This window comes from Runella sp. SP2 (assembly GCF_003711225.1).
In the GTDB taxonomy this organism is placed as follows: Bacteria; Bacteroidota; Bacteroidia; order Cytophagales; family Spirosomataceae; genus Runella.
In genome coordinates this window covers 790,282-807,944 of the sequence record NZ_CP031030.1, presented here as the reverse complement: position 1 = coordinate 807,944, position 17,663 = coordinate 790,282, and the positions used below count along the sequence as shown (strand labels likewise).

Genomic DNA, 17,663 nt, shown 5'->3' with positions numbered 1-17,663 from the left:
GAGCTATACTAATAGCGGCTCGCCGAAACGGCTTTTTCAAACAAAATATCCATAAACTATGTTTTTGCTTTGTATAACCTCGCTCGCTATTTTCCTAAAAAAGCATGTTGACCGAACAAGATATTGATAGAATCATTCAGATGGCCTGGGAAGACCGTACTCCCTTTGAAGCCATCGAAGCGCAATTTGGCCTGAAAGAAAAAGAAGTAATTGCGACCATGCGTACCCACATGAAACGCAGCAGTTTTGAAATGTGGCGAAAACGAATGAACGGCCGCAGCACCAAACACCAATCCTTACGCACCGACGAAATAGACCGCTTCCATTGTTCTCGTCAGCGTAGCATTAGTCTTAACAAAGTTTCAAAACGATGACATTAACTCATTGGATTGGAATTGATTACGGCTCAAAAACTTCGGGCAATACTGTCATTTGTCACCACGATGGCCAGGTACTTCAGTTTTACGATGCCGACCGCCGCGATGCCGATGCGTTTATCATACGCTTTATTGAACAGGTTCAATCAGCCTCCATCCAACATGTATTTATTGACGCTCCTCTGTCATTGCCAGGCGTTTATTCTCAGCAAGAAGGCTGCACCAATTTTCATTATCGTCAGTGCGATATAGCGCTCAAAGCCATGTCTCCAATGTTTTTGGGTGGACTTACCGCAAGGGCCATGGAACTACGGCAAACGCTTACTCAAAAGCATGCCATTTCGGTATATGAGGTATATCCAAAAGCCATAGCTCTTCTTGAATTAAAAAATCAATACCACAAAAAATTGTCTAAAATTGATTTCCCAAATCTTTGCAATTTGCTCACTGCCAAGTATCCCGACCTGCATTTTAACGAATACCCACGCCACCAACACCAGTTTGACTCGCTGCTTGCGTGGCTTTCTGGCTATCGTTTTATCCATCATCAACACCAAATTATTGGAGAGCCCTCCGAAGGTCAAGTAATCATTTAATGACTTTTTAAGCATTCTTTATTTAATTGCAGGCTAATTTACCACCCATTCAACTCTGTATGAAGCTATTAGTTGTTGAAGATGATGTAAAAACCGTACAATCTATCCGTCAGGGACTAGAAGAAAATGGCTATGAAGTTGATATTGCCTACGATGGCAAAATTGGCCACCTTTTAGCCAAGCGGTCAAGCTATGACCTCATCATTACGGATGTCATCGTACCCGAACTCAACGGCGTTGAATTTTGCAAGCTGCTTCGCCAAGAAGGGATTCGTACTCCAGTTGTGATGCTTACTGCTTTGGGCGCAATTGAAGAAAAATTAATGGGGTTTGACGCAGGTGCCGATGATTATTTGGTAAAACCCTTTGATTTTTCGGAATTATTGGCCCGCGTTCGTGCTTTGCTCAACCGCACTTCCGATTCGTTTCCCATTACATCTTCCACCTCCCTGTCATACCATGATTTGGAAATGAATATTGATACCCGAATTGTCAAAAGACAAGGAAAACGCATCGACCTCACAGCCAAAGAATTCTCTTTACTTGAATATTTGCTTAAAAACACGGGGCGGGTCTTGACGAAAGTTGATATTGCTGAGAAAATTTGGGACATTCGGTTCGATACAGGCACCAACGTCATAGAGGTATATATCACATTGCTCCGAAAAAAAATTGACAAAGATTTTTCGGAAAAACTTATTCACACTGTTTACGGCGTGGGGTATGTTTTAAAACTTGACCAATAATGAACATAAGGACAAGACTTACCGTCCAGTTCACGGTACTGGTATCAAGTATTTTACTCATTACCTTCCTAACTATTTATCTTTTAAGGGTCGAATACGTAGAGGAAGAATTTTTTGACCGCTTAGAAAAAAAAGCACAAACAACGACCGAACTTTTAATGAAGGTCAACGAAGTAAGCTCTGACCTACTCAGAATTATTGACAAGTCAAATTATGACGTATTTATTAACGAAAAATTAGTCGTTTACAACGCCAAAAACCAAGAAATTTACACCAACAACGACACGATTACCTACCAAATTACCCCTGAATTATTAAACCGCATTCGTCAGGAAAAAAAGGTTCGGCTTACCCTAAATCATCAATTGGCATTAGGACTTTTCTTTGCCGATTCGTACGGCGGCGTAACAACCATCATTGGAGCAGAAGATTTGTGGGGTAGGGAAAACTTAGAGAGTCTTAGCCAAATCTTGGTGTGGCTTTATTTGCTCGAAGTTATTCTTTTTGGTTTTGCAGGATGGTACTTTTCGGGAAGGGCGATGTCTCCCATTACGCGTATCATCAACCAAGTAAAACAGCTATTTCCCAACCAACTTGACCACCCACTGACGGTTGAAAATCCACAAGATGAAATTGGGCAACTGACCCTCACCTTCAACGATTTATTAGGCCGTTTGTCCGAAGCCTTTAGGCTCCAAAATCTTTTCATTTCGAATGTATCGCATGAGTTAAAAAACCCACTCATGCGCATGGGAACCCAGCTTGATGTAGCTATGCTAAAGGAAAGGAGCACCGTTGATTATCAATCACTTATCGTCTCTGTTCGACAAGACATCCGCGAACTTAGTCACCTTGCCGAAACCCTGCTCGACCTAGCCAAAGTAAACGACGAATCTCAGCGTATATTCTACGGAGAAGTTCGCATAGATGAAGTTCTTTGGGACGCACGCAGTCTCTTGTTGTCTGCCGAACCCAACTACCTAATTACCGTCCAATTTGACGAAGATATCAATAGCGAAAACCAGTTATTGGTCAACGGCAACCCGCATTTGCTCAAAACTGCCTTTGTGAATTTGATGGAAAATGGCTGTAAGTTTTCGGACAACTCCCACGTCAATGTACACGTATTTTTCACCAAAGAAGGTATTCAATTGGAATTTCAAAATACTGGTGAGACAATCGCTTCAGAAGAAATGAAGCTTATTTTTCGACCTTTTTATCGGCGAGACGGTGCCTCGCACATCAAAGGCTACGGCGTAGGGCTATCATTGGTAGAACGTATTATAAAATTGCACGAAAGCTGGCTTCACGTGTCCTCAGACCAAGCTACCCGTACGACAATTTTTACCATCGTGCTTCCTTATTCAAAAACTAACGACAATTTAGTAAGTTCTTAATGACTTTTTAAGCATTGCCACCGTACATTTGTGGTGTAATGGTTTTCTTATACAGTAAGAATAGTTGAAAGAAATAAAACCGACGTCCGTTTGTTGAGCGTCGGTTTTTTTAAGTGTTTGTGTGTAAAAATACCATCTAACCTAACGCAAAAATTCGATAGACTTATTATCGTAAGAGAGAAAGTATAATGTGGGTAAAGTAAGTTCTTACGGTCTAATTGATCAGAGCAATGGCAGGGGTTTTCCTCCTGCCGTTCTTTTTTAGGGTTCTTTCAAACATTTTCTCCAACTGAAAGTTCAATTTTGAAAAACCAAATTGCACTTTGAAAAAACAACACTTACCCACCAAAACCTGCCTCGTATGCGGTCGGCCTTTTACGTGGCGCAAAAAATGGGAGAAAGTATGGGAGGAGGTCAAGTATTGCAGCGACCGCTGCCGTAGTCAACGAAACAAGAAAGCCATTGAAAACCCTTAGACTTATTTTAGGCGACCAGCTCAATTATCAGCACAGTTGGTACACCCAAACTTCCCCTGACACCCTGTATGTGTTGATGGAACTACGACAAGAAACTGATTATGTCGTACATCACGTCCAAAAAGTGATTGGCTTTTTTGCGGCTATGTACAATTTTGCGGCTTACTTACAAAAACGAGGACACCGTGTTGTTCACCTGCGCATCAATGACCCTGACAATACGCAGCATTTGACCAAAAATCTTGATTGGCTTATTGAGCAAAACAACATTGAATGTTTTGAATATCAACTCCCCGACGAATATCGCCTCGACCAGCAGTTAACATCTTATTGTCAGCAGCTTAACATTCAGAGTAAAGCCTACGATACCGAGCATTTTTACACCACCCGCGAGGAAGTAGCGCAGCTTTTTAGTTCAAAGAAAACGTATCTTATGGAAAGTTTTTACCGAACCATGCGCAAAAAACACAAAGTGCTCATGGAGGGGTCTGAGCCTGCTGGAGGGCGTTGGAATTTCGACAGCAACAACCGTAAACCTTTCAAGGGCAACCCCGTTCAGATTCCGACCCATCAGTTTTCGCATGATTATCGGGATATTTTGGAGGAAATTGACCGCGCAGGAGTTAGGTATTTGGGCACTCCCCTCGCCGACCGCTTTCCTTGGCCTACGACCCGCAAACAATCGCTCGAAGTCCTCGATTTTTTTCTAGCCTTTCTTTTTGCCCATTTCGGAAATTACCAAGACGCCATGCACACGGGCCATTGGTCTTTGTTCCATTCAAAACTTTCGTTTGGGCTCAACACCAAAATGATTAGCCCTGCGGAAGTAGTCAACGCCGCCGTTGCGTACTGGGAAAAGCACCCTGAGCGGGTAAGCATTGAACAATGTGAGGGGTTTGTCCGCCAAATTTTGGGTTGGCGCGAATACATGCGCGGGATTTATTGGGCCAAAATGCCCGATTACCAGCATCTCAATTTTTTTGGGCACGAGCGTCCGCTTCCCGATTGGTTTTGGACGGGTGAAACGAAGATGAATTGCCTCAAACATGCCATCGGCCAAAGCCTCAATTATGCTTACGCACACCACATCCAGCGACTGATGATTACGGGCAACTTTGCGCTTTTGGCAGGTATCCACCCCGACGAAATAGATCAATGGTACTTGGGCATTTACATCGACGCCATCGAATGGGTAGAAATCACCAACACCCGAGGCATGAGCCAGTATGCCGATGGGGGAATTGTTGGTTCCAAACCCTACGTTTCTTCAGCTAACTACGTCGATAAAATGAGTAATTATTGCGGAACCTGTTTTTACGATAAAAAAGCAAAAATTGGCGAAAAAGCCTGTCCGTTCAATAGCCTTTATTGGCATTTTTATGAGCGAAATCGGGCGCTTTTGGAGAAAAATCCGAGGATTGGAATGATATACCAATTGCTCAATAAAATGTCCAACGCCGAAAAACAGGCCATCTTGGAGCAAGCTGAATCCCATCTCAGCAACCTACAAAATCTCTGATTTTCTGACAGTTACAACAAACAAAAAAGTAATTTCAAAAATAAATCCAACAAATCATTGGAAAATACAATTTAGTTTACACTAATTTTGTAGCAGAAATTAAAACCAACACAACTATGCTACGGTATTCGCAAAATATAGCAATTAGCCAAGTCGCAGATGTCTGCGTCAGCGATGCTATGCGAGTCGGCAGGTATGTGTTTTAGAGTGAAACTCCTCCTTTAACATACCCAGCCCGACTCCTCCCAGTCGGGCTTTTTTTGTGCCATTTTTTCCCTACAATTTTACTTCTCCTGTTTGGAGAAACTGGCAAGACAAATTTTAAATTTTGACGAAACGATTCAGATGAACAGTTTATTCACCATCGAAGAAATCTTAGTGCTGGCCGATATTCCAGCCTCACTGCATACTACGTTTTTGCGAGTTGCCAACGGGCTCCACCAACACGCCGACTATCCCAAAGAAAAGGTACTTGCACTTTTTGCTCGGATGTTGGAAAACCCTAAAAAGTTTGCCTACTCCAAAAACAAAGTAACCAATTTAGCCAAGGCTATTTACGATTTACAAAAAGAGAAAGTGTTTATTCCGCTTTCGGAAACAGGGAAGTCGTTTTTTCCACCACCTGAGCCTGCGTTTGTATTAAATACTTCTGAAAAACAAGAAGTTACAGCGTTCGACTTGCGTGAAGAACCGTTGCCTTACGCCATTTTTGGACGAGAGCATATCGAGCAAGGAGCATTAGACCAAATGAAAACGGCGGCAAGCCTGCCTATTTCTATCGCGGGGGCGCTCATGCCTGATGCCCACCAAGGCTACGGCTTGCCAATTGGCGGTGTTTTGGCTACTCATCCAGAAACGGTCATTCCGTACGCGGTTGGGGTGGACATTGCTTGCCGAATGTGCATGTCGATTTTCGACTTACCTGCCGATTTTTTTAAACGAGAACCTCATTTGTTAAAACGAACATTGGTCGAAAATACCAAATTCGGAATCGGTGGAGAGACAGGTAAAAAGTTTGACGAAAGTGTGATGGATTTGCCCGAATGGAGAGCGACCAAAATTATCCGCGACTTAAAAGACAAAGCCTACCGTCAGTTGGGTACGTCGGGTACGGGTAATCACTTTGTCGAGTGGGGCGTTGTGGAAGTCTTTGAACAAGACGACCTCCTCGGCCTCCCCGTTGGCAACTATTTGGCTTTGTTGTCGCACTCAGGTTCGCGAGGTTTCGGAGGAACGGTTGCAGGCTACTATTCTAAACTTGCCATGCAAAAAACACGTTTGCCCAAATCAGCAGCGCATTTGGCATGGCTCGACTTAAACACCGAAGAAGGACAAGAGTACTGGATTGCGATGAATTTGGCGGGCGAATATGCTTCGGCCAATCACCACGAAATTCACGCAAAAATCGCCCGTGAATTGCGCGAAAAGCCCCTAAAAATGGTCGAAAATCACCATAATTTTGCTTGGAAAGAAACCCTTTCCAACGGCGAAGAGGTGATGGTTCACCGAAAAGGAGCCACGCCCGCAGGTCCTAACGACCTCGGAATCATTCCAGGTTCGATGACGCAGCCAGGATTTGTTGTACGAGGAAAAGGGCACGACACGGCACTCAACTCGGCCTCTCACGGAGCGGGGCGAGTCATGTCACGAACCAAAGCGTTTGAGAACATTACTCGTCATCAACTCAATAAGATTTTAGAAGAGACCAATATCCAATTGATTGGCGGGGACTTAGACGAAGCACCGATGGTTTATAAAAACATCGAAACGGTGATTGCAGCCCAACAAGACTTGGTGAAGGTTTTGGCTAAATTCAGTCCCAAAATCGTCCGAATGGCCGATGCCAACCGAAAAGAAGGTCGAGAAGATTAAAAAGCACCCTGTCAGCGTTTGAGGCGCTGGCAGGGATAAGGGGATTTTTCCGTACTTTTGCAAAAAAAATAGAATGACAACCAAGCCGCTGATTCGTTTTGACTGGGCCATGAAACGCCTCCTTCGTCAAAAATCCAATTTTGTGATTTTGGAAGGATTTTTGTCTGAACTTCTCAAAGAGGACATTATCATTGAACAAATTCTCGAAAGTGAGTCAAATCAAGAGAGCTTCGAAGACAAGTTCAATCGGGTGGACATTTTGGCATTGAACAGTAAGAATGAGTTAGTCATTTTCGAAATCCAAAACAACAAGCAGGTTGATTATTTCCAGCGAATGCTCTACGGAGTCTCTAAAGTGACCACCGAGTACCTTGGACTGGGTGAAAGGTACAGTCGAATCAAAAAAGTATATTCAATCAATATCGTCTATTTTGATTTAGGGCAAGGAAAGGACTACGTCTATTACGGAAAAACTGACTTTGTGGGCATCCATCAAGGCGACTTACTGGAGCTTTCTGCCAAACAAAAGGAATTATTTGAAAAAGAGGCGGTTTATCAACTTTTCCCAGAGTTCTACGTCATTAAAATCAACAATTTTAATGATTTGGCCAAAGACACCCTTGATGAATGGATTTATTACCTTAAAAATGACGAAGTTCTCAATAACTCTAAGGCAAAAGGACTAAAAGAGGTGGCAGAATATTTAAAAATACAAAACCTCCCCGAAGCCGAGCAGAATGCGTATTTCAAACACATCGAAAACAAACGCATCGAAAGAAGTGTCATCGACACCGCAGTCATGGATGGGATTGATATTGGCAGAGCTGAAGGCAGAGCCGAAGGAATTGCGGAAGAGCGAGCTAGGGCGGAAGAAGAGAAAAGACAGTTGGTGTTGCAAACCGCTCGAAATCTTAAAAACCTTGGTCTTTCCAACGAACAAATTGCCATTGCAACAGGGCTTCCTGTTACCACAATAGAAACGCTTTAAAACTAACTATTATCATTACTAAAATCTCCCTTTTTTTAGAAACGATTTAAGTGGGGTTACTTATAAACCAACAAACATGATTTCAAAAACCTACAATCCGCGCGACATCGAAGACAAATGGTACAGCTATTGGATTGAAAACCGCTATTTCAATTCAAAGCCCAATCCTGACAAAGAGCCTTATACCATCGTCATCCCTCCGCCCAACGTAACGGGGGTCTTACACATGGGGCACATGCTCAACAACACCATTCAGGATGTTCTCGTCCGCAAAGCGCGCATGGAAGGAAAAGAGGCTTGCTGGGTTCCTGGCACCGACCACGCTTCGATTGCGACCGAAGCCAAAGTAGTTGCCATGCTCAAAGAAAAAGGGATTCAAAAACGCGACTTAACTCGCGACCAATTCTACGAATATGCCTGGGAATGGACACACAAGTACGGTGGCATCATTCTTCAGCAGTTGCGTAAATTAGGGGCATCATGCGATTGGGATCGTACACGTTTTACGATGGAACCCTCTTTGTACGATGCCGTTATTGACACGTTTATCGACCTTTATAATAAAGGATATATTTACCGCGGTCACCGCATGGTCAACTGGGACCCTCAAGCCAAAACAACCGTTTCGGACGAAGAGGTATTGACCAAGGAGGTAATGACCAAATTGTGCTATTTGAAATATAAAATCAGCCCCCAAACCCCCGATGGGGGCTTAGTAGAAGCGGAAGAAGAGCAATATATCATCATCGCAACAGTTCGCCCAGAAACCATCATGGCGGACTCGGCCATTTGCGTTCACCCCGACGATGAACGCTACAAGCACCTGCACGGCAAAAAAGCGTTGATTCCGCTCATCAATCGTGAAATTCCTATTATTACCGACGAGTACGTTACGATGGATTTCGGAACGGGTGGTTTGAAAGTGACTCCTGCACACGACCAAAATGACTATGAATTGGGGCTTAAACATAACTTGCCCATCATTGATATTTTGAACGAAGACGGCACACTCAATGAAAAAGCGCAGATTTTAGTAGGTGAAGACCGTTTTATTGCACGTAAAAAAATCATTAAACTTCTTGATGAAGCGGGTTTTGTTGAAAAAATCGAAGACTACAAAAGTAACGTAGGCCATTCAGAACGTACCAACGCCGTTATTGAGCCTCGTTTGTCGTTGCAATGGTTTGTGAAGATGAAAGAGCTTTGCCAACCAGCCCTCGAAAACGTAATGAACGACAATATTCAGTTGGTACCGCCTAAGTTTAAGAATACCTACCGCGTGTGGATGGAGAACGTTCGCGACTGGAACATCAGCCGTCAGTTGTGGTGGGGGCAACAAATTCCTGCGTATTACCTCCAAGATGGAACGGTGATTGTAGCTAAAACCAAACGCGAAGCTTTACGCAAAGCACAACACGAATACCAGTTGTTTGCCCTCACGGAAGAAGATTTGACGCAAGACCCCGACGTAGTAGATACGTGGTTTAGCTCATGGTTGTGGCCAATAACCGTTTTCGATGGCTTGAAAGACCCTAACAACGAAGACATTAACTACTACTACCCTACCAATGACCTCGTGACCGCGCCCGAGATTTTGTTTTTCTGGGTAGCACGTATGATTATCGCTGGGTATGAGTTTAAAGGAGAGTTACCTTTCCGTAATGTATATCTAACAGGAATTGTTCGTGATGCCAAAGGACGTAAAATGTCAAAGTCATTGGGAAACTCACCTGACCCGTTGGATTTGATTGATAAATACGGAGCGGATGGGGTGCGTACGGGAATGTTATTCAGTTCGCCAGCAGGAAACGACCTTCTTTTTGACGAAAAACTTTGTGAGCAAGGGCGTAATTTCTGCAATAAAATTTGGAACGCTTTCCGTTTGGTAAAAGGATGGACAGTTACTTCCAATGAAGGAGGTCAAGTAGCCGCCCTCCCCATTGCATGGTTTGAGGCAAAATTGAACCAAACTATCGCCGAAGTACATGATTTATTCAGTAAATACCGTCTGTCAGATGCCCTCAATGTAATTTATAAACTCATTTGGGACGACTTCTGCTCGCAGTACCTCGAAATGATTAAACCTGGGTTTGAACAACCTATCGACCAAGCGACGTTTGATGCTACCATCGGCTTTTTTGATAAACTAATGGCATTGACGCATCCGTTCATGCCGTTTATTACGGAAGAAATTTGGCAAGACATCCGCCCACGCGGCGAAAAAGAGAGCCTTTGCGTAGCCGAATTCCCCAAAGTTGCGCCGTTTGATGCAACGATGTTGGCTAATTTTGAGATTTTCTTTGAGGTTGTTACCAACGTTCGTAACCTACGTAGCACCAAAAACATCAGCCCTAAAACGGAACTTCCGCTAACCATCAAAACTGAAAATCAAGCACTTTACCAACCATTTGAAAGCCTGCTTGTAAAGTTAGCGAACATTTCGGACATTAGTTACACCACGGGTAAAGCAGAAGGTATGTCGTTCTTGGTAAAAGCCGACGAGTTTTTTGTCAACTTGGAAGGTGAACTTGACGTAGAAGCCGAACGTGAAAATCTTCAAAAAGAGCTTGAATATACGCTAGGTTTCAAAAAATCGGTTGAAGCGAAACTTTCAAACGAACGCTTTGTACAAAATGCCAAAGCAGACATCGTTGAAAAAGAACGTCAAAAACTAGCCGATGCCGAGGCTAAAATTGCCACTATTCAAGAAGCATTGGCTCGTCTCAGTTAAAGGCCAGACGCTAGTCAGACCGAATTAGCGAGATTAATACGCGTCTGACTACCGTCTGACGCATAGCCAAACAGCAGTCAGACGATAGTCAGACTGCTTCCATCTTCAAGAAAATAAGTCTTAAATGCACGCTGAAGCACTCCGCGTGCATTTATTTTTGGCTCATTTTATAATTACCTACCATTGTTCCAATAATCAAAATCAAGTACGAAACCATCGTCCCCAGCACAGCAAACCCAATGGCAATCATGGGATTAAAAGGCAGCGATTTATGAAAAAGCCCTACCCATGTAAATGTCATTATCGCAACAAACGACATTCCTAGTGTCCAACGCTGTAGCATTGTATTTCCCTTATTTCCAAGCATATTTACGTACATTAAGCCATAAGCAACCGTAGCCACAATGCTTGTCATTACCACATTAAAACGACTTGAAATACAGGCAACAACGAAGAATAAAATGCCTAATGTTGGTATTTTCCATTCGGGGAAAAATACATTTGTTTTTGGAGGAAACGACAACGAGGTTTGCTCAGGTAGCAACAGAAACTTCAGGCTTTGCCATTCATATAACAAGGCCGTTAGATTCAACAATGTAAAAACTGCATCAACGTAGGGAGTTCCTTGCCAATTTTGTGAAATCGTGACCATCAAGATCCCCAAATTCATCGGTACAAGCATAATAAGCCCTAGTAACGAATACCGCTGCGACATGACCAACGCCCCCACTATTACCTGAGAAGTTGCGATAAAAAAGCCAAAAGTACGTAGTCCGTGCGGGGTCAGTTGCTGAATCAACAATGGTGGGCCAATCAATTGGCCAAAATGCCCTTCGGTGAGTTTACACAGACCCGATGAAGTAAACAAATACCCTAGAAAAAGCCTGACAAGCAACGCATTAAAATCTTTCAGTGCCATATAAGTTATTTAGACCATACAGTACCCAACACAAGAAGCGTGACCGGGTAGCCACGCTTCTTGAAATACCTCTAAAAGAGAGAGAAACTAGTACGGAATTGGCAAAACTTTGCTTTCCTTGAATGTCGATAAAATCACCATTGTTTGGGTATTTGCTACTTCTTCAATCTCATTGATACACTCAAGAAGCAGTTTTTGGTACGACGCAATGTCCTTTGAAATTACTTTCAACAAAAAGTCGCCCGAACCCGTAATGTGGTGACATTCTATGATTTCTGGAATTTCATTTACCCTCTTCACAAACGACTCTGTCACATCTCTTTTATGGCCCACCAAAGTAACTTGGATAAACGTAGTTACGCCAAGACCAACTTTTTCACGATCCAATTGAGCGTGATAGCTCTGGATAATCCCGTGTTGTTCAAGTTTTTTAACACGCTCAAGGGTGGGCGCAGGGGAAAGACCTATTTCCTTAGAAAGTTGGGCATTGGTAATTTTTGCATTCGCTTGCAAAATATCCAAAACCTTGCGGTCTATCTGGTCTAATTTCATGTGTGAAGCTAATTTTTAAAAACAGGCAAACAAATATTATACTGCAAATGTAATGATTTTACGGAAGTATTTTCTAAAAAATAGGGATTTTTATTCTATAAAACAAAACAAAAAACAACTTTTATAAAATTATCAATAACCGTTTAATAAATTTTTACAAAAAAATAACTACGTATTTTACAAATAAATCATCTAATAGTATTATTTTTAAGCATTGATACGCCGTAAGATTTATGAAACAGAAGTGCATTTTTTTGGATAGAGACGGAGTGCTCAACCAAGATTTAGACGGTTATTTATATCGTCCAGAAGAGATGGTTATTCCTGATGGAGTAATCGAAGGACTACAACAGATGAAACAAGCTGGCTATCTGTTGATTGTCATTACCAACCAAGCTGGTATAGCCAAAGGGCTATATACTAAAGAAGCGGTATGGCAATGCCACAACCACTTTCAACAACAGTGTGGGCATTTACTAGATGACTTATACTATTGCTCACATCATCCCGACTTTGACAGTCATTCGCTCATGCGAAAGCCTGGCTCATTGATGCTTGAAAAAGCAATGGCTAAATATGATATTGACCCCAACTATTCGTGGATGGTTGGGGACCGTCCGCGCGATATGCAAGCGGGCAAGCGCGCAGGAGTTCGCACCATTCATTTAGGTACGAATCCTCAAGAATCAGCAGGAGACCAATTTGCCACTAATTTCTTAGCCGCTACTCAGTTGGTATTACGTTCAGAATCTTAAGCTTTTTTTTGAACCTTTACCGAACTGTCATACGCAGGACAATATCCCTTACGATTGCAGCTTGATGCACCCAAAACAAGCATAACTAAGGCGAAAGAAAGTAATTTTTTCATGATATTTTTAAATTCATTATTCAAGAGCAACTTATTTAATAAGTTGCTCTTGGTGTTTTATGTAGCTTATTACGAAAATCGTGCCGAAATTATTGTCAACTATGCGCCATCTCTTCCACTGCTTCTATGTCCATCTCAACAGGATTAAGAGGCGCAGATTCCTCATTACGAACGTAGCCCAAAGTTGACATCATGCTATCACTTCCTTGCTGGTCAGCAAACAAGCGCGTAACGATATTACCTTGCTCATCACGATCAACCAACACATGTTTAGGTGCAGGAATCAAGCAATGTTGAATACCACCGTATCCACCCAATGATTCTTGATAAGCCCCCGTATGAAAGAATCCTACGAATTGTTCTTCTTTTTCAAGGTCAAAAACGGGCAAATACAAGTCGGCGCTGTGCGCTTCAGTGTTATAAAAATCCTGAGAATCGCAGGTGAGTCCTCCAATATTTACTTTTTGGTATGGATTATCCCAATTATTGACCGCCAACATGATATATTTTTGGTTCATTCCCCACGAATCGGGCAAATGTGTGATAAACGACCCGTCAATCATATACCACATCTCCTTATCATTTTGAAGTTTTTGGTCAATGATTTGGTAAATCACGGCTCCACTTTCGCCTACCGTGTAGCTTCCAAACTCCGTAAACAAGTGCGGAACAGGCACATTGTTTTTATTACAAATCCACTGAATATTTTCCACGATTTCGTCAATCATTTGCTGATAATCGTAGTTAAATTGCAATGAAGTTTGGATTGGCAAACCACCACCAATGTCAATTGAATCTAAATCAGGACAGATTTTCTTCAATTCACAGTATTTAAACATAAAGCGCGTCAACTCGCTCCAATAATAGGCCGTATCTTTCATACCCGTATTAATGAAGAAGTGTAACATTTTCAGCTTAAATTTAGGATTCGGCTGAATTTTTTCCTTGTACAACTCATTGATATCGGCATATCGAACGCCCAATCGAGAAGTATAAAAAGCAAAATTTGGCTCCTCATCCGTCGCAATCCGAATCCCAAAATTCACCGACTCTGCTGTTACATGTTTTGAGTAGTAGTCAATTTCGCGCAAATTATCCAATACAGGCATAACGTTAAAACCCTCGTTAATTAACTCAGTAATAGCCTTTTGATAATTTGGCAATTTGTACCCATTACAAATAATGTACGTACTTTTGGCAATCTTTCCTGTATTGTACAAATTGCGCACAATCGGAATATCAAATGCCGAGGAAGTTTCGAGATGAATGTTATGCTGGAGGGCTTCTTCAAGCACAAAACTAAAATGGGAGGACTTGGTACAATAACAGTACGTATATGACCCTTTGTAGTTAAAACGTTTAAAAGCGTTTTTAAAAAACTGTTTGGCGTTACCAATGTGTTCGCCAATTTTGGGCAGATAGGTAAGTTTTAGAGGAGTACCATACTGGCGAATAATGTCCATAAGGGGAACATTATTAAACGATAACTCATCGTTTTGGACGTTAAACTCCAGCGTAGGAAATTCAAACGTCTGCTCAATTAGGTTTGTGTAAGTGCTTTTCATCGTGCCTTAGAAGCATAAAAAGGGTGTTTGGTGAAACAAGTGCAAAAAGCCTGCGAAATTCTACCAAAATAACGGGTTTTGCAAGAAAAAAGTGCAAAATACCTGAGATGATTCCTTACTTTTGCACCCCAACAAACTCAAAGATGCTAACTAAGTAAGCTCTTAATGATTACTTTACCAAATTTCGGATGCTAATTTCATTTTTTAAACGTGCTGAAACACTTAAAACTCTGCTTTGGTTTGGAATCGGCCTGAGAGTCGTTTTATATTTTACGATTTCCCCCTATGGTGCTGATGCCCACGGAGAGATTATCAATTTCATTGCAACCCATCATCGACTTCCAATCACCAGAGAGGTTTTTTGTGCCATGCACCCTCCTCTCTATTACCTATTGGCCCAACCCTTCTTTGCATTTGATAGCCTAACGAACCAAAAAATAACCCAGCTGTTATCCCTTTGTCTCTCAAGCCTCAATCTTTACTTATTATATTTACTAGGTAAGCACTATTTCAAAAATGCCCTAATCCTCAACATCAGCTTTTTGTTGGCCATTTTCCTTCATTCTTACATTACTTTTTCATTGTATGTCACAAACGACAGCCTTTCGTTTTTGCTTGGAACATGGTGCTTTTGGCTTCTCTCAAAATACTTTCAAGCACCTTCAAGGAAAAAAGAATATTGGTTAGCGTTTGCCCTTGGTTTGGGGCTTTTAGCCAAAGGCACATTTTTAGCATTTGTTCCCGTGGTTTTTGGGGTTATTGCCCTAACTCTATATATTTTAAAGGTAGATTGGAAGCAAATTGTCGCTCGTCTCATCATCTTTGGGATACTCACCCTCGCGATTGGTGGGTATAAATTTGCCGAAAACTGGTATTATGAAGGCCGCCCTGTTGTACACAATATGGATATTTTCCCCTTAAATAGCCAAAAAACGTACCAAGGGCCAAAAAGTTTTTATGCGTTCAATTTACCAAAATTGATGAAAAGCCCTACGATTTACAACCGCGATTTTGAATTAATACACGTGTACCCCATCGTGATGTATGCTACTTTTTGGTACAAATACGCCGACCTTGAAAATGACTACGACTTGGGAGTAAAAACAAATTTTAAATATATCGGGAGTCTAATTTACCTAGTTGCACTCGTCCCTACCCTAGTTATTTTGCTTGGCTTATGGCGTTTAATCGTTCAATCAATTCAATTTTTAAAATCATTCCCATCCTTATCTGACAAAGAGGCTATCAGTGCCCTAGAAAAAACCACTTGGTTGGCCTTATTATTGATAAGCGTAGCTTTAGTACTGATTGCTGGTTTCAAATACGACGCATGGTCTTGTTTTCATGGACGGTTATTTTTACAGTCATTTTTTAGCCTCTTAGCCATGCTCTATACGGGGCTGTCGTATTTACAATCCCGCTCCACCCTTCTCTTCAAACTGAGTAGTTTGGGAATCATTTGCCTAGCTTTTTTATACTGTTGCTATTTCGGTATCGAAAGTTTGTATAAGTTTATAGGGTAAAACCTTTAACCAAATGTCAAAATACGTAGCCGCAATTGACCAGGGTACTACCAGTACCCGTTGTATTATTTTTGACCGCCAAGGAAATATCATTTCAGTAGGTCAAAAAGAACATCAACAGATTTATCCTCAACCAGGTTGGGTAGAGCACGACCTAGAAGAAATCAGAAAAAACACGCTTGAAGTTATTGCCCAGGCACGCATAAGCGCTTCGATTCAAGCCAGTGATATCGCTGCGGTGGGCATTACCAACCAACGCGAAACTACCGCCGTTTGGAATCGCCGAACAGGAAAACCTTACTACAATGCGCTTGTTTGGCAAGATACCCGTACTGGTGAACTGGTGAGCCAATTTGCCCAAAATGGTGGCCAAGACCGTTTTCGTACCAAAACTGGACTTCCATTGGCAACTTATTTTAGCGGTTTAAAACTTCGTTGGTTGCTAGACAATGTCGCTGGCCTACGCGAAGACGCAGAGCGCGGAGATGCCATTTTTGGAAACATGGATACGTTCCTCATTTGGCACCTTACAGGGGGAGCCAACGGAGGCACCCACGTGACGGACGTTACCAACGCCAGCCGAACGCAGTTGATGAACCTCGAAACACTACAATGGGATGACGAACTGTTGTCTGTTTATGAGATACCACGCTCAATGTTACCTGCCATTAAAAGCAGTAGTGAGGTCTATGGAAATGTAGTTTTGGATGTTTTACCCAATGTTCCTATTGCAGGTGACCTCGGAGATCAACATGCTGCATTGGTAGGTCAAACCTGTTTTGAACCTGGTCAGGCTAAAAATACGTACGGAACGGGCTGTTTCATGCTTTTAAATACAGGCACCGAATTAAAAGTTTCAACCCAAGGGCTACTGACCACCGTGGCGTATCAATTTGGAAATCAACCTGTTTGTTATGCACTTGAAGGCAGTGTGGCCATTGCAGGCGCACTTGTTCAGTGGCTACGCGATAACCTAGGTATGATTCAAAAAAGTAGCGATGTAGAAGAGCTTGCCAAAGCCGTTGAAGACAACGGAGGGGCTTATATTGTACCTGCTTTTTCTGGGCTATATGCTCCCTACTGGAAAGCTGACGCGCGCGGTGTCATCGCAGGCTTGACACGCTACGTAAATAAAAATCACATTGCAAGGGCTGTCTTAGAAGCAACTGCCTACCAAACTTTAGATGTGATGGAAGCCATGGAAAGAGATGCAAGTATTGAGCTAAAATCCCTTCGGGTCGATGGTGGAATGGTAGCAAATCAGACCTTAATGCAATTCCAAGCTGATATGCTGAGTGTTCCTGTGGTTTGTCCAGCAGTTACCGAAACAACGGCGTTGGGCGCTGCCTATGCGGCAGGTTTAGCCGTTGGATACTGGCAAAACTTTGATGATTTACGTCAAAACTGGGGCATAGCCCAAACTTGGAATCCTCAAATGACCGAAGACCGCAGGTCTAAACTCTATAAAGGTTGGAAAAAAGCAGTTGAACGTTCTTTTGATTGGGAAGAATAATCCTTGTTTGACCATACGTGT

Annotated in this window: 15 protein-coding genes; 12 read left to right on the top strand and 3 right to left on the bottom strand. The window is 42.3% G+C overall.

The genetic code is table 11. The annotated features are described in order from the left end of the window. Positions 1-104 precede the first annotated feature (104 nt). The 9 genes from DTQ70_RS03225 to DTQ70_RS03185 all read left to right on the top strand — a co-directional run bounded on the left by DTQ70_RS03225 (position 105) and on the right by DTQ70_RS03185 (position 10,702). On the top strand, positions 105-374 hold the full coding sequence (locus DTQ70_RS03225) for a TIGR03643 family protein (RefSeq protein ID WP_122929475.1): 270 nt from the start codon (positions 105-107) through the stop codon (positions 372-374). Then, the gene (locus DTQ70_RS03220) at positions 371-973 is read left to right on the top strand and encodes a hypothetical protein (protein WP_122929474.1); all 603 of its coding nucleotides are present in this window, start codon (positions 371-373) and stop codon (positions 971-973) included. The genes DTQ70_RS03225 and DTQ70_RS03220 overlap by 4 nt, the downstream gene beginning before the upstream one ends. 59 nt (positions 974-1,032) lie before the next feature. Then, positions 1,033-1,719 carry a response regulator transcription factor gene (locus tag DTQ70_RS03215; protein ID WP_122929473.1) on the top strand — a complete coding sequence of 229 codons (687 nt, stop codon included), beginning with the start codon at positions 1,033-1,035 and terminating at the stop codon, positions 1,717-1,719. Beyond that, entirely contained in the window at positions 1,719-3,116 is a 1,398-nt protein-coding gene (locus DTQ70_RS03210) for a HAMP domain-containing sensor histidine kinase (RefSeq protein ID WP_122929472.1), read from the top strand. The genes DTQ70_RS03215 and DTQ70_RS03210 overlap by 1 nt, the downstream gene beginning before the upstream one ends. Positions 3,117-3,439: 323 nt before the next feature. Then, complete coding sequence (locus tag DTQ70_RS03205) at positions 3,440-3,592, top strand: DUF2256 domain-containing protein (protein ID WP_122929471.1); 153 nt, start codon at positions 3,440-3,442, stop codon at positions 3,590-3,592. Further along, positions 3,579-5,111 carry a cryptochrome/photolyase family protein gene (locus DTQ70_RS03200; protein WP_122929470.1) on the top strand — a complete coding sequence of 511 codons (1,533 nt, stop codon included), beginning with the start codon at positions 3,579-3,581 and terminating at the stop codon, positions 5,109-5,111. The genes DTQ70_RS03205 and DTQ70_RS03200 overlap by 14 nt, the downstream gene beginning before the upstream one ends. A 345-nt stretch (positions 5,112-5,456) precedes the next feature. Then, positions 5,457-6,983: an RtcB family protein gene (locus DTQ70_RS03195; RefSeq protein WP_122934252.1), complete on the top strand. Its 1,527-nt coding sequence runs from the start codon at positions 5,457-5,459 to the stop codon at positions 6,981-6,983. A 73-nt stretch (positions 6,984-7,056) separates the two neighbouring features. Continuing rightward, positions 7,057-7,971 carry an Rpn family recombination-promoting nuclease/putative transposase gene (locus DTQ70_RS03190; protein ID WP_122929469.1) on the top strand — a complete coding sequence of 305 codons (915 nt, stop codon included), beginning with the start codon at positions 7,057-7,059 and terminating at the stop codon, positions 7,969-7,971. Positions 7,972-8,047: 76 nt separating this feature from the next. Further along, positions 8,048-10,702: a valine--tRNA ligase gene (locus DTQ70_RS03185; RefSeq protein WP_122929468.1), complete on the top strand. Its 2,655-nt coding sequence runs from the start codon at positions 8,048-8,050 to the stop codon at positions 10,700-10,702. Positions 10,703-10,853: 151 nt separating this feature from the next. Here the strand turns inward: DTQ70_RS03185 and DTQ70_RS03180 are convergent, their stop codons facing one another. Continuing rightward, positions 10,854-11,621 (bottom strand): hypothetical protein, encoded by a 768-nt coding sequence (locus DTQ70_RS03180; protein ID WP_122929467.1) that lies wholly within the window; start codon positions 11,619-11,621, stop codon positions 10,854-10,856. A gap of 87 nt (positions 11,622-11,708) precedes the next feature. After that, a complete protein-coding gene (locus DTQ70_RS03175) occupies positions 11,709-12,173 on the bottom strand; it encodes an Lrp/AsnC family transcriptional regulator (RefSeq protein WP_028526450.1) in 465 nt (154 codons plus the stop codon). A 233-nt stretch (positions 12,174-12,406) separates the two neighbouring features. Between DTQ70_RS03175 and DTQ70_RS03170 the strand changes: the two genes are divergently transcribed. Next, entirely contained in the window at positions 12,407-12,928 is a 522-nt protein-coding gene (locus tag DTQ70_RS03170; protein WP_122929466.1) for an HAD-IIIA family hydrolase, read from the top strand. Positions 12,929-13,136: 208 nt separating this feature from the next. On the opposite strand, the gene DTQ70_RS03165 is transcribed toward DTQ70_RS03170, so the two are convergent. After that, positions 13,137-14,606 carry an arginine decarboxylase gene (locus DTQ70_RS03165; RefSeq protein WP_229600062.1) on the bottom strand — a complete coding sequence of 490 codons (1,470 nt, stop codon included), beginning with the start codon at positions 14,604-14,606 and terminating at the stop codon, positions 13,137-13,139. A 188-nt stretch (positions 14,607-14,794) separates the two neighbouring features. Between DTQ70_RS03165 and DTQ70_RS03160 the strand changes: the two genes are divergently transcribed. Both DTQ70_RS03160 and glpK read left to right on the top strand, forming a co-directional pair. Beyond that, complete coding sequence (locus tag DTQ70_RS03160; protein ID WP_122929465.1) at positions 14,795-16,129, top strand: phospholipid carrier-dependent glycosyltransferase; 1,335 nt, start codon at positions 14,795-14,797, stop codon at positions 16,127-16,129. Positions 16,130-16,142: 13 nt separating this feature from the next. Further along, positions 16,143-17,642, top strand: a complete 1,500-nt coding sequence (gene glpK / locus DTQ70_RS03155) for a glycerol kinase GlpK (protein ID WP_122929464.1) — start codon at positions 16,143-16,145, stop codon at positions 17,640-17,642. Positions 17,643-17,663 lie beyond the last annotated feature (21 nt).